The organism is Enterococcus sp. JM9B (assembly GCF_009933265.1).
In the GTDB taxonomy this organism is placed as follows: Bacteria; Bacillota; Bacilli; order Lactobacillales; family Enterococcaceae; genus Enterococcus_C; species Enterococcus_C songbeiensis.
The window spans coordinates 1-14,272 of the sequence record NZ_MAEK01000017.1 but is presented as its reverse complement, the minus strand read 5'-3'; the positions used below and the strand labels follow the sequence as shown (position 1 = coordinate 14,272).

The following is a 14,272-nucleotide window of genomic DNA, read 5'->3' as shown; positions in this document are numbered from 1 at the left end:
AAAAGTTTACCGGCCTCATAGGTAAAATCGACAGATTGTGCGTCGGATATTTTGAATACTCTTTTTGGAGTATTTGGTAAAAGGAGTTTTAGTTCAATATTTTCCAAAGGAAGCGGTTCTTCGATAATATCGATTCCTTTTTCAAAATGCCCCGCCGTTGTGGAACATAATGGAACAGATGAACAGTAAAACATTTTTTTTGCGCCTGATAGTTCAAAATAATTTCCGCTGTACTTGGTAAATTCGTTTCAACGCTTTTTTGAGGTAAGAACTGGTCCAGAACATTGACGACTACATCTTTATAAAACTTAGCTGCAACTGCATGATACAGTCTAAATATTGAATGAGTAAAATAACTATAATGCTCATTCTGCACGATACCTGGAGTTGAATGGGACCAATCAATAGGAGCCTGAGCATGACCATAATAGTGTTCATAAGTACGATTAAATAATGGACTATACTGTTCAGCAATCACCTGAGCGTTTTCCGTTACTTCAATCTGATTCCCTCCGAGATACATAATATGCTCTATATCTTCTTGTAATAATTTGAGGTAATCCATTTGATTCACCAAACTATGGAGATACCGCGCTGGAAAATCTTGTAAAACAAATCGGTGATCCTTGACTGGTGCCTCCCCGGAGCACATTATTTTTCCTCCTGCAGCAACATAGAGATTCAACTTTTCAATTAATGCCTCATCCAGTTCAGCAGCATCCGCAAGAATCAACACCGGATAGTTAGAAAAATCCATTTCCTTGTCAATAATATCAAATAGGTAATGACTTTCTTTAAACAGGCTAACCGCTCCATCCAATTCTTCGGTAAATCGACCTTTTTCATCGGTTTTCGTAAAGAGAATTGCAAAATCAGCAACTGCTACAGTTTGTTCACAGTAAGGCTCCATGCGGGCTAGTTGGGTAAATGCTTGTTTAATCCGCTGATACGTATACGGCTGCAAGCGACCATCTGGATAGAGCTGATCTCCGACAGAAACCTTCCCTCCATGTGCCATTGACAACAATGTTTCATACTTTAAAGCAGCATCATTTTTATAACTGCCAAAATCAGACCAGCCAATGTGAAATTTGGAGGTCATTCCAAGAAATTCTTTTTCAAGATTTTTAACATAGCGTCCCACTACAGGAAAATAACCATAGCCCCATTGACTGCTGGCTAAAGCTTCTACCTCAAAATGACTGTAGTCTGCTATATTTTTTCGTAATCCCGGTCCTACAACTCCATCATTATAAAAAATTCCACTATCAGCTTTTCTTTCTCGAATAAATGAACTCATTTCTTTTTTAAAACGAATGGTAACGCTCTCCGAAAAAGCTGTAACTGCTTGTTCATCCTGCAAATTGATTCCTTGTTTTTCCATCTCTGATACACAATTTTCACAATAGCACGGTTCTTGTCGTACGATATCAAAAAACAGTCCCGGAATTTTTTTCCCAAATAAAGCTAAAACTTCTGCTACTTGTTGTCTCAGGTATACAACATACGGAGAATTCAAACATAATCGTTTATATCCCGGTTCCAGTACGCTAATAGGAATTCCTTGGCTGTAAAGCATTCTTCCCGCAGCATCTCGCTGCAGCCATTCTGGATGAAGACGAGCGCTATAGTCATCGTATCCGACAGAAAAATAGACCGGCGTTTGTATTTTAACTTTTCGGCATGCGTCTATCTGTTCTTTTAAAAGATTAAAATCTAAATCCGGGTGTTTATTGCCCAATGTTGTATCGTAGTATGCAAATCCATGATGACATTTTGCAAAAAGAGTAATGGATTGAACCAGCGCCCCTTGTAAAGTTGTAGCAAATTCTTCTCCGTTAAACTTTTCTGCAAGCGGCTGCCCAAGCTGTGGTGTATGAAAATCTAGATGAATTTGTCTATTTGGTAAAGTCATTCTTCTTCCTCCAATTCCATATGATCAAGTTTTTTTACAAATGGCATCCAAATTAATACGTTCAACGCACATAGTAAAATTTGAAAAACCATCACTCGCCAACCACCAGCTAAAAATCCATTTCCACCTACTGGTAAAGGTGTGTTTATTCCATTTAAGCGAGGCAAAATATTGAGCACCGTTGCAAAATAAGCCAGTAAACTATTAATCGAGCTGCAAAACACAACCGGAATAAATAAAACAAAATTCATTACATAAGGAACACCAAAAGCTAAAGGTTCCCCTATTCCTAACAGCATGGGGACCAGAGCTAATTTTCCAAGTGTTTTGTAGCGTTTAGCGTGCGCACGTAACATCCAGAAAACCAGTCCAAACAAAACCGTTGCACCGGAGGCATAAACGTAAATAAATGTATTACCGATAATATTGGGTAAAACTTCCTTCGCCTGAAATGCGTTCAAGTTCTCTAAGTCCATTTGCATATAAACTGGTGCCATCACACTTAACGCCACCAAGTGACCATGAATCCCAAAAAACCATAATAAATTGACTAGCAACATGATGAAGACAAGTGCAATCCAACTTTCCCCTAAGCTCTTAATAGGTGTCTGAATAATCAAAGTAACAAAGTTAGGAAACGTCTCCATTTGAGTAGCTCCAAAAGCTATTTTTATTGCAAGAAAAACAAAGATAACTACAAAAGAAGGAACCAAAGCAGCAAAAGATTTTCCAATCAAGTCAGGAACACTTTCCGGCATTTTAATAATAAATTGATGCTTATTCAGAAAGAAAATAATTCTTTCTACCAAAATTGCTACAATGATTGCGGTGAACATTCCTTCCGCTCCCAAGTAGTGTAATGGAATCATATCTACCCCGTCCGCATTTGTATCTAGAGGAAACAATAAAACAAATGCCATGATTGAAATAATCTCCGTAGAAAAACCATCAATTTTGTGTTCCTTTGCTAAAACATAACTGATAGAAAAACTTGCGTAAACGGATAACAACCCATTGGTAACTAAATTAGGATATCTGAGAAATGGCTTAATCCCAATATTTACTAAAAAGGATTGGTACACAGGAATCCCCATCGCATCAATAATCGTAAACATTGCACCAGCAATAATCAATGGCATCAAAGCAGCCAATCCATTTGAAATTCCTTTGATATACGAATTTTGTTGAATCTTGGCGGAGTACTTCAAAACTCGATCAATTAATTTTGTGTTCAATTTTTTCATCCCTTTTCTTGTGACTTTTAGTCAAAACATAACGTTTTTTATTTCTTTCTCTGAAAGCAAAGGCAAAATACTGCCGTAAAGATTGGCTTCTGAAAGAAAATGAGCCGTTTCAATGGCTGGAACTTCAAAAGTTTGTTGAATACTTTCAACACTGCCGTAAAGTCTAGTAAATGCCGCAATTAAATAATCCAACACAATTGTCTGATGAGAGATCCCACCGCCAATGACAATTTTTTCTAAATCTAAAAGAACATGTGTATTGAAAATAATTTTTGCAAGATCATTGCAGTATTCTTGTAAAACACTCTTTGCTGCAGAGTTGCCTTCGATCATTGTAAAAAGGTCCGAATCACTTTTCTTTTCTTCCGATAATACATCTCGTAAACGTTTAATCAATTGAACTGAAGAACCTTGATTACCTGCAAAAGAATTTTCAGAGATAAGACTGCGATCAAGAATTTGATAGCTGATTTCCCCCGCTTGTTGATGAGGACCTGTTAACAATTTTCCTTGAGAAATAATTCCAGCTCCAAGGGCTGTTCCTAAAACCAAAATCAGTCCAGAAGTTGTATCTCTGAGATTTCCCCAATTCCATTCTGCTAAACAAGCAGCTTTTGCATCATTTTCAACTTTAATTGGGATCGTTACTTTTTTTGAAATCTGTTTGATCAATGAATAATGATGTAAAAATGGTAAAGCACCGCCATGATATAAAATTCCTGTCTTTGAATCTACCTTTCCTGGCACACTAAAGCCTATTCCCTCAACTGTTTCTTTTTGGTAATACTGAATTATCGTTAGGAGCTGCTCTTCAAATTCTGCTAAAGATTTCGTGATTGTTTTTTCTCGTCCACCGTTTTGAATACCTGTATCGGTAATCAGCGCATGTTTTACAAAAGTTCCGCCAACATCAATTGCTAGGTATTTCATCTTTATTCGCCTCTTCTTTTTAAATAAACTCGTTTCGATGCATAATCTCCTGGTAAGTAATATTCCATGTAAAATCCTAATGTCATCAATTCTTCTCCGGAATAGGCGACTCCTTGATCTGTTTCGTAGATTGCCTTTTTATCAAGTCCTGAAAGCTTTAATATGTTGATTGGTCCAGAAGCAATTGCCGTTTTTCGAAAATAAAAAAGTAAGCATTCTGATTTATCTGGAGAAACAAAAGACCACGCTCCTTCATTTTTGATAAATGGATTTGACAATCGATAGAACGTTCCCGTCTGAATCAATTTTCTATGTTGCTTGTAAAAGCTGATTTGTTTTTTGATGGTCTCTTTTTCTTCTGGTGATAATTTAGTCAAGTCACACTCATAGCCCAGAATACCTGACATTGCTACATTTCCTCGTGTTTCCAGAGAAATCATCCGCCCTGTTTGATGATTCGGAATGGCCGACACATGAGCTCCCATTACATTGATTGGATAAAAGTAACTTGCGCCATATCGAATTTGAAGCCTAGCTCCTGCATCCGTGTTATCACTAATCCATGTTTGCGGCATATAATAGAGCATTCCTGCATCAAAACGTCCTCCCCCACCAGAACAGTTTTCAAATAATACGTTGGGATATCTTTTTATCAACATTTCTAAAAATTCATATAAACCCAAAACATATCTATGATATACCGTCCCTTGCTTATCTGGAGGCAGGACAGTCGAAAACACATCTGTCAAGCTACGGTTCATATCCCATTTTATATAGCTAAAATCGAGGGTATCCAACACTGCTACAAATTGTTCAAAAATATGTTTTCTGACGGTTGCTTGACTGAAATCTAGTACATATTGCCCTCTCCCTAATACCCCTTTTTTACCAGGAACCTGCAAAGCCCATTCCGGATGTTGCTCATACAATGTGCTTTCAGGTGAGACCATTTCAGGCTCAATCCAAAGGCCAAAGGATAATCCTCGTTGCGAAATTTTCTTAGAAAAATTCGCTAACCCATTGGGAAATTTTTGTTTGTTCACTTTCCAGTCTCCTAAAGAAGTTGTATCGCTGTTTCTTTTGCCAAACCAGCCATCATCTAATACAAATAGCTCGATTCCTAGATGACTAGCTTCCTCTGCCAAATGTAAAAGCTTTTCTTCAGTAAAATCAAAATAGGTTGCTTCCCAATTATTAATTAAAATAGGACGTTCTTTTTCAGGAAACTTTCGAATGATATGGTTTTTCATAAACGAGTGAAAAATCAAGGAATGATCAGTAAATCCTTGGTTCGTGTAATTCATCAAAACTTCTGGTGTTTGAAACTGTTCATTCGATTCAAGTTTCCAATCAAATTCAAACGAATTTATTCCCATCATTACTCGTAATTGCTCATACTGATCTTTTTCAAGATTCGTTTCATGATTACCACTATAGACCAGACAAAATCCGTAAACATCACCTGATTTTTCCGTTGTTGCACTAGAAGTTAAAATAAAAGACGGGTTTTCCTGATGACTGCTAGTTCCTCGTCTACTACCTAAAAGCTTTACACCTTTACCAATTTTTTCCCGCATTATAGTTTGTTCTCTAGCCCACGCTCCTTCAAAATGCATTACCTCAAATTCATTTGCAGGAAAATCAATCTGAAAACTCATCAACTTAGTCAGAAATAACGGTTCTGCACCTTTATTAATTAATTTCTCAGACCGTGCAATCACAGAGCTGTCCTTAAAAAGGGTATAATACAGTTCTAAATTCACTTGAGCATTTTTATCCTCTAAAATAATTTTTAACGTCTCTGCTTGGTCTGATTTTTTGACAAAACTCTGAGGCATTCCTTTAATCTCATGTTTTCCTACAAAAATTTGATGACTGCTGTACCGAAAATCGACAGTGCTGTTCCCATTTGCCAAACGAATTTGGCAAGAAGGTATTCGAAAGTCTCCATTTCCGACACTGCTGCTTTCTTGCAGGAGAGTATCCAGTGAAATTTCTCTGTTTTTTGACTCAGGAACATTAGGCGAAAATGAGCGCTCAAGTCTCGGATATTTACGAATTCCATGATAAGAATCAATTTTTTCTCCAAAATAAAGATGAGCTAATACTCCGCCTTCCTCTATTTCCATTAGGTAACTACTGTTTCTTGTCTGTAAATGAAACAATTGCTGCTTTTCATCATAAATAATCGACATGAATGTCCCTCCAATTTGAATAAAATGAAACTTACAGTTTTCCACCTGTCGAGGCAATACCTTCAATAAATTGTTTTTGGAAAATTAAAAATAGAACAATCATTGGCCAAATCGCCAAAAGCGAACCTGCCATTAATTGTGGATAATTCGTTGAAAATTGCCCTTGGAGATTAGCCAATCCTGATGAGAGTGTCATTTTATCAATGGAAGTATTTACGATTAGCGGCCACATCAAATCCTTATACGCAAACAATGCGGTAAAAATGCCTAATGCGATAAGTCCAGATCGTGCTAAGGGCAGCATAATCCTAGAAAAAATTTGCCAAATAGATGCCCCATCAAGTACAGCAGCTTCCTCTAACTCATTGGGCAGTGATAAAAAGAACTGGCGAAGCAAAAAAGTACCGATGGCGCTGACAAAACCTGGTAAGATCAATCCGGGGATAGTATTTAATATATGCAGCTTTTGTGCCAGCATATATTGTGGCGTAAGAAAGATTTGTCCGGGAATCATCATCTGAATAAGAACCATGGCAAAAAAAAGATTTCTCCCAGGAAATTTTAAACGAGCACACGCGTAGGCTGCCATTGCACTAAATAATAGGGAGAAAAAGACCCTACCTATGATCATTAAAAAGGTATTCCAATAAAATGCTAGAAAAGGAAACATTTCCCAAACTTCTTTGAAATGAATCCATTGAAATGATTCTGGAAAAATAGTTGGCGGAACAATCGTTGATTCACTGATTGTTTTACCAGCAGTTAAAATCATCCACAAAAAGGGAATGATCATAGTAATTGCTCCAATAATCAATAGGATGTGCGCACCCCAATTTATTTTCTTCTTCATTACTTTTTTCTCCATTCCTCGGTGTTGTTAATAATTTACCCAGTATTTTTGTAGTTTTAATTGGATTCCTGTGATAATTAAAATCAAGGCCAACAATAAGACAACGATTGCAGAACCATAACCCTTATCATCTAACATGAAAGAATATTTATAAAACAAATAGGCTAAGGATTGTGTCTTAATCATCGCCTCTGACATTGCAGGAATCATCATAAAGATGGCATCAAAGACCTGTAATGCACCAATAATCGTAGTAACAACTACAAAAAATAAGGTTGGTGTGACTAATGGCAATGTAATTGAAAAAAATTGTTTAATGGCTCCTGCTCCATCAATCTCTGCTGATTCATAAAAATCTTTTGGAATTTCCTGTAGCCCGGATAAAATTAGAATCATATTATAACCAATTGCACTCCAGACCCCGACAATAATCACTGTGTAAATCGCTATGTCCGGATCTGAAAGCCAAACGATTTTTTCAAGTCCAATTTTAGTCAATACATTATTGATTAATCCAAAATCTGAGTTAAACAACCACCGCCAAATCATCGCTACTGCTGAAGGAGCAGCCACCATCGGTAGAAAAAAAATCGTTCGATAAATACTGCGACCTTTGATTTTTTGATTTAATAAAACAGCCGTCAACGTAGAAAAAATGATGACGGCCGGTACTGAAATAAGAGCGTACTTAAAGGTATTTAACAAGGATTGCCATACCTCGGAATCTCCAAATAATTTGGTGTAATTTGCAGTTCCAACCCATTCCGGCTCACCTAATCCGCTAGAAGTTTGAAAACTCATAATCACTGTATCGATTGCCGGTTTAATATTCAAAAGAAACAGACCGATAGCTGTGGGAGCTATAAAAATATAGCCCCACAGCATTTGTTGCTTATTAAATTTCACTTTTTTAGCTTTCATAATCACTATCTCTTTCTTTACTTTTCTTGTAATACTTCATTTTGGCGATCTTGAAGTTCCTTTGTTGCCTCTTCCACTGATGTTTTACCGCTGAATGCTCCTGTCAAAATTTCTCCTTCCAGAGCTTCCACCTTACTGGTATATTGAGAAAATGGTTTACTTTGTCCGTAATCTAGCATATCGACAAAAGCTTTTACATTGAATACTCCGTCATAGCTTTTCGTCCAGAGATCCCCCACTCCTTTGAATGCTGGAATAGCTACTCCAGAAGATGCTTGGATTTCGTTAGCTTCTTTAGATCCAAGAAACTCTAAAAATTTCTTAGCTTCTTTCGGATGTTTTGTTGCAGCAGAAATCGACCACCCCAACCCGTTCAACAACGTAGCTCTTTCCTTACCCTTTGGTAAAACAGCAGCATCAATGTTTTCACGAGTATATTCATTGTCTCTGAATTGTGGCGCCATCCAATTTCCCTGAGTAATCATTGCAACACGACCAGACTCTAATAATGAATAAGCACTATTTTCAGCTAGTTGCTGTGCAGTTGGGGAAGATTTATCAGTCAAACTAAAATCAACCCACCATTGCAATGCATCCACAGTATTTTGGTTATTAAATTCAGATTTAGTGCCATCTTCACTTAATGTGACTCCCTGATTTTGATAAATAAAACTTAAATAGCCATTTTGGTAGTCGTTTGGAGCTGCAAATCCATAAATTCCTTTTTCCGTATCAGTCAGTTTCTTGGCAGCCGCTTTTAAAGTGTCCCACGTCCAAGTTTCATCAGGATACTCAACTCCCGCATCATCAAAAATTTTTTTATTATACCAAATTCCAATATCAGTCACATCTTTTGGAATTGCATAGATACTGTCATCTAGCTTATACGGGTCAACAATTCCTTCATAATAATTAGCCATATCTAAAGAAGAATCTTCAATAACCGGATCCAAATCCATCAATATGCCACCAGAAATAAAAGCATAAGAAGCAATCGGATGCATTGTTACGATATCTGGCAAGTTTCCAGCCTTAGCTGCTGACTCCATTTTTACCCAATATTGCTCCCACGGAGTTGTTTCCATATTGATTTTAATATTGGGATTTTCTTTTTCAAACGCATCAGCAACTTTCCTCAAGCCCTTTTCTTCATTTGGGTCCCAGCTCATATACGAAAGAGTCACTTTCTCAGTTGTTCCTGCATCATCACTTTTCTTGTTTCCTGATGAACATCCTACAGTAACTAACAAAACCGACAACAACACACCAATTTCCAGCATTGCTTTTTTCATTTCAATCTATCCTCACTTATAAGTAAAATGTATCCGTTTTCATTTTACTTATAGTGTTTACTAAAAAAAATGTCAAGCTATTTTTCTCTTAAAAAAAAATAACTTGACCACTGTATTTATTCACCCTAATCAGCTTTCCCTCACAATAAGTTCAGTTGGCAAAATTACATGCACTGGTCTCTCTCTCTCTTGATCGATTCGCTCTTTTGCAAGACGGATTGCATACCTGCCCAAATCTTCTGTATCAATATGCGCTGTTGTAAGTGTAGGTGTCATAAAACTAGCAATTTCAATATCATCAAAGCTACAAACGGTGATATCTTCCGGAATTCGAATTTCTCTTTTCTGCACTGCACGAAAAACCCCAATAGCCATGGGATCATTAACGACAATAACGGCTGTTGGATAATCTTTTCTGTCCATTTTATTTAGTAATTCCTCCATAAGAAGATACCCCGAATCAGTGGTCCATCCGGCAAGAAGTTCGTAAGACCCATCGTACAGTCCACGCGCTTTCATCCATGATCGATACGTTTCTAAGCGAATTTCTTCCTCACTAATCAATGGTTCCTGATTAGCGATTGGAATTTTTCGAAGACCACCGATAAATGCGATTTTTTTATGTCCTAAATCAAATAAACGTTCTAAATGCTTTTCCATCGCTTTCTTTAAATCAACATAAACTGCATCATAGATTTCGTCACAATAAGGGTCATCAATGATAATTAGATTTTTGTTTTGCATATAAAAAATATCAAGAATCGATTTATCCAGTTGTCCCAGAATCACAACTGCGCCTAACTCTGATAGGTCTTCGATTTTAATATCTTTATGCAATCGATAAATTCTATTCGCTGCAATATGCTGTTTTCGAGCCTCTAATGCAATTCCTAGGCGAATCGAACGAAAATAAGGATCTTCAAATTCATCTCGAATTGAAACCGCCGTAATAATGCCGATTGAAGAATTACGACTACTCTTTTTAGTACCTTTCTTTACGTAATTCAATTCTTCAATTGCTGCATAGATTCTTTTCTTTGTTTCAGCCGTTACAGATAAACTTTTATCCTCATTTATTACTCTAGAGACTGTTGCGGGAGAAACCCCTGCTAAATGCGCAACATCACGAATACCAACCATTGTTAATCACCCAATTTCTAAGATTATGATAGTCGTATATTACTAAACAAAGTAAAATAAATCAACACCGTTTAACTCACCCTACACCCTAACAGACTGCACCTGTTTTTTCCTATTCCCCACCTGAGCAAAAATACCTAGAATATTAGGATTTAATTCATAGTGATCCTGAATATACTGCTTTGTTCGCTCAATAAAATATCCTCGTAAAAACGTATAGAAAAAACCGGCGGGATTCTGGGTTTTCTTGTAGCGATAGATTTGTTCAAAAGCAATGACTAGCGCAGATTCCAAACCCGAACGAAAATAGGGGTTTTCTTCAAACGTGAGTAAGTTTAAAAAATCAGCGGGTAATCCAGCGCGGCGAAAACGATTCGTTGCATCAAATTTTGCTTTAAAAATCGTATCAATAAACCATTTTGTTTGAGTGTAATCACTTTTAGTAATTTGCTGAATACGAGCAAGCGTCTCTGCACCTAAAACAGATTGATAGCGAGTTTTTAAGCCTTCACAAAGAATCAGATCGTTAGAATTCTCCGTATGTCCCAAATTTGTTGACGCAGAAACCGTTGTTTCTCTTGTTTCTCTTGTTGTTTTTGAAATTACTTGTTGTTTCTCTGTACTTGTAAGCAGATTTTGCTGATTCGAAGATGCAGATTCTGCATTCACGAAAGTGCAGGACGGTTCTTTAATCTGATCAAAAGTGAATGTGTAGCTTAAAACAGAAACCGGTTGTTCGATTTTATTAAGCACACGTTCTTTTGTTGTTGTGGTATTTTTATAGGCTAGTTTTGGTTTGATTGTGTCACTAGGATTTTTCGGATTTGCCACATAAATCCGATAATTTTTAAGCCCACTTTTAATAACTTCAATTAAGCCCAGTCGTGCTAAATCATTTCGTAGGTCAGATACCTTTCGTACAGAGATATTTAATAAATCAGCGGCTTCTTCATTTGTAAAATAGATGAAAAAACGGTTGTGTTCGTCTTTCCATGTGTCATTTTCCTGTGAATTGTACATACTGCAGGTAACCCGCATCGTATAAAGAGCATGCAGCATGACAGCCTGCATGGATAGATCCTTATACAATGGATTGTTGAAAAAGTTTGTATTTACTTGGATATAGTTGCTTTTAGGTAAATTGTCTAAAGTCATTTCATTTTCTAATTTAAACATAAAAAAACCCCTCTCTTTATGATCCAATTGATAAGAAATCATAAAAATAAGGGATTTTTCATTGCTAAATAAACCTCTAATATTGTCATGAAGGCATATTTTTGCTATACTTATTTTAGATTGAATGGATTTCTTATCATTTGACAAGGACTGCGAATCCTTGGAATAGTTTAGATATCTAATTGCGAAATTGATATCTAGTATGAATCCTTAGCTAAGAGACTGCGAATCTCTTAGCTTTTTTTTATTTTCAATAGTTATCAACAGGGAGCAAATAAGGATTAAAACCGCTCTCTTAGTTATCCACAATGATAGAATACCATTTCTAATTTGAATAAGTAAAGCATAAAATTATCCACATTTTAATTGAAGTAAACCTAATTTGATGTATTTTACTAATTAAGGTAAACTCAAAAATAGAAAATATCAAGAAAAAGGTAAACTGTAATTGATGAAATACTCAATTTATAGTTTACCTTAATATTAGCAAAATAAATGATTAAACAATTTCCAAGAGTATAGCATCAAGTTTTTGTACTATTCGCTCTTTGATTTTTACTGATTTAAAGTAAACCTAATTAATGAAAATACAGATATTGCGGTTTACCTTTTATATAATTATTCCATATATAAAGTAAACCTTAATCATCTTGTTTTTATATATTAGGTAAACTCCAATCATTAAAAATTTATTTATTTCTAATTGTTTTTTAATTCTTGGAGTAATTTTTGATACTTAGGCTTTTCTCGATACTCTTGTAGCAACTTTTCTTCCTCTTTTAACAAAAATTCTTGATCTTCAACACTTAATCCTTTCTCAAAATAGTAATGATACAAGTAATCGATCATTTGGTCAGGTGTGTAGGTATCGAATTTTTTGTCGATTAAATTTGTGAGCTTGGCCTTAGTTCGTGCAGAAATTTTCTGCATTTCCAAGGCTTTTTGCAAAGGATCAGTATAAATAGGCTTACGTCCAACCCGCCCTTTACGCTCATGACTGGTTATTGTGACGACACTCGAAACAGATTGTTGAATTGCTTCATTTTGTGTATTTTCCTTGTGTAGGTCGGCAGACAGTTCTTTTTGAACAATTTCTGCCGTTGTGTAACGCGGACGTTGTAAATTTGAATCTTTTTCTTGAACCTCATCCTTATCCGCATTTTTTGTATTAGCTTTATTAAATTCCTGCAGTTTTTTTAGTGCTGTATTTCCACTATTAATCTTTCCCATCTCTTCAAGGGCGCTTTGTGTTTGATTATTTTTGTTGATGAGAGAGTTCATTCTCATTTTGCGAGCCATTTGTTGCCACCCCCTACTCGTCTTCGACCATTTGACCGCCATTTAACCATTCAATATGGTTATCTAATTCATTAAGAATATCAATGAAAACAGCGTGTGCTTTAGCATCCCAGATATCCAGATTTCCATTTTTATATACATCTAACGTTATTCCTGTACCATCATAACGTTTCAGACGACTTTGGTTTAAAACAACTGTATTTAAAAGATGATACCCATATAATTCTTTCGCTTGTTGATAAACTTCTTGGTCAACAGCATCCCTTTTTTGCATCATGAAAGGAATAATACCGACAATTTCTAAATCAGTATCATAGGTTTCAACAAAAAAGTTCATATAATCAATATAAGATTGTGCTCCTTTAAGGGATTTTACTTGTGTTTGTAGAATAATGATGACGTATTCTGCAGTATACATAGCACAATTACTGTACGTAGATATAGTTGGTGGTACGTCAATGTAAATGACGTCATAAATTTCTTTCAATGGTTCAATTAAGCTGGCAAAGTATTGGAATTGTTCCAATTTATTCCCTTCAAATTTTTGAATTAAGTAATCAGGAAATTCACTGAACAAAATATTTGCTGGAATTAGATCTAGATTAGGCATAATTGGATAAATACATTCGTGAATTGGCGCTCCCTGAACAGCATCCCAAATTGTTTTTGAAAATTCTATGCCATCATTACTAAAATTTTCAGCAGTCAGCTGCATCACATCGCTGGTATTCCCCTGAGGATCCAAATCGATAATTAAGGTTTTGCGTTCTTTTACTGCAGCACTTTCAAATCCAACCATTTGTACAGTAGTAGATTTTCCAACGCCACCTTTAAAATTTCCGATGACAAACGTTTGTGCTTTTTTTTCTGACATATGTATCCTCCTATAGTCACAAAAGGTAAACTTTAATAAAGATAAAATAATTGACCTGTGATGTAATGATTACAGTTTACTATAATTACATTTAAAAAGCAAATCAATTATAGTAAACCTTAATTTATTTATAACAGTTTATTATATATATAAAAATAAAGTTTACCGGTATCTTTAAAAGTAAACTTTGTATACAGATAAAAAGTAAATCTATATAATTAGAGTATACTTTAATTATAGTAATAAAGTATACTCGGTATATATTAATCAGGTTATCTTTTATTGGGAAATAAGGTTAACTTTATAAAAGGTAAACTTCTGTCTATCTAATGTTTTAAAGTAAACTTCAAATAGATAATATTGTTAATACATTCTTTCATATAGGTAAAAATAAATATTTGAGGTAAACTTTAAAAATACATAGATAGGGTTAACG

General features: G+C 35.6%; 11 protein-coding genes. All 11 read right to left on the bottom strand.

Annotation, left to right across the window (positions count from 1 at the left end; all coding sequences use genetic code 11):
• Positions 1 to 88: 88 nt before the first annotated feature.
• Complete coding sequence (locus tag BAU16_RS05490; protein WP_161526671.1) at positions 89 to 1,915, bottom strand: alpha-amylase family protein; 1,827 nt, start codon at positions 1,913 to 1,915, stop codon at positions 89 to 91.
• Complete coding sequence (locus tag BAU16_RS05485) at positions 1,912 to 3,150, bottom strand: PTS sugar transporter subunit IIC (protein ID WP_161526670.1); 1,239 nt, start codon at positions 3,148 to 3,150, stop codon at positions 1,912 to 1,914. The genes BAU16_RS05490 and BAU16_RS05485 overlap by 4 nt, the downstream gene beginning before the upstream one ends.
• Positions 3,151 to 3,180: 30 nt before the next feature.
• Positions 3,181 to 4,089 carry an ROK family protein gene (locus BAU16_RS05480; RefSeq protein WP_161526669.1) on the bottom strand — a complete coding sequence of 303 codons (909 nt, stop codon included), beginning with the start codon at positions 4,087 to 4,089 and terminating at the stop codon, positions 3,181 to 3,183.
• A gap of 2 nt (positions 4,090 to 4,091) precedes the next feature.
• On the bottom strand, positions 4,092 to 6,284 hold the full coding sequence (locus BAU16_RS05475) for an alpha-galactosidase (RefSeq protein ID WP_161526668.1): 2,193 nt from the start codon (positions 6,282 to 6,284) through the stop codon (positions 4,092 to 4,094).
• Between the two features lie 31 nt (positions 6,285 to 6,315).
• Positions 6,316 to 7,134, bottom strand: a complete 819-nt coding sequence (locus BAU16_RS05470) for a carbohydrate ABC transporter permease (RefSeq protein WP_161526667.1) — start codon at positions 7,132 to 7,134, stop codon at positions 6,316 to 6,318.
• Positions 7,135 to 7,161: 27 nt separating this feature from the next.
• Positions 7,162 to 8,055, bottom strand: a complete 894-nt coding sequence (locus tag BAU16_RS05465; RefSeq protein WP_161526666.1) for a carbohydrate ABC transporter permease — start codon at positions 8,053 to 8,055, stop codon at positions 7,162 to 7,164.
• Positions 8,056 to 8,072: 17 nt separating this feature from the next.
• Positions 8,073 to 9,347 carry an ABC transporter substrate-binding protein gene (locus tag BAU16_RS05460; RefSeq protein ID WP_161526665.1) on the bottom strand — a complete coding sequence of 425 codons (1,275 nt, stop codon included), beginning with the start codon at positions 9,345 to 9,347 and terminating at the stop codon, positions 8,073 to 8,075.
• A 129-nt stretch (positions 9,348 to 9,476) separates the two neighbouring features.
• Positions 9,477 to 10,487, bottom strand: a complete 1,011-nt coding sequence (locus BAU16_RS05455; protein ID WP_161526664.1) for a LacI family DNA-binding transcriptional regulator — start codon at positions 10,485 to 10,487, stop codon at positions 9,477 to 9,479.
• An 81-nt stretch (positions 10,488 to 10,568) separates the two neighbouring features.
• A complete protein-coding gene (locus tag BAU16_RS05450) occupies positions 10,569 to 11,663 on the bottom strand; it encodes a replication initiator protein A (protein WP_161526663.1) in 1,095 nt (364 codons plus the stop codon).
• A 699-nt stretch (positions 11,664 to 12,362) separates the two neighbouring features.
• Positions 12,363 to 12,962 carry a hypothetical protein gene (locus tag BAU16_RS05445; RefSeq protein ID WP_161526662.1) on the bottom strand — a complete coding sequence of 200 codons (600 nt, stop codon included), beginning with the start codon at positions 12,960 to 12,962 and terminating at the stop codon, positions 12,363 to 12,365.
• A gap of 13 nt (positions 12,963 to 12,975) precedes the next feature.
• On the bottom strand, positions 12,976 to 13,836 hold the full coding sequence (locus tag BAU16_RS05440) for a ParA family protein (protein WP_048603627.1): 861 nt from the start codon (positions 13,834 to 13,836) through the stop codon (positions 12,976 to 12,978).
• Positions 13,837 to 14,272 lie beyond the last annotated feature (436 nt).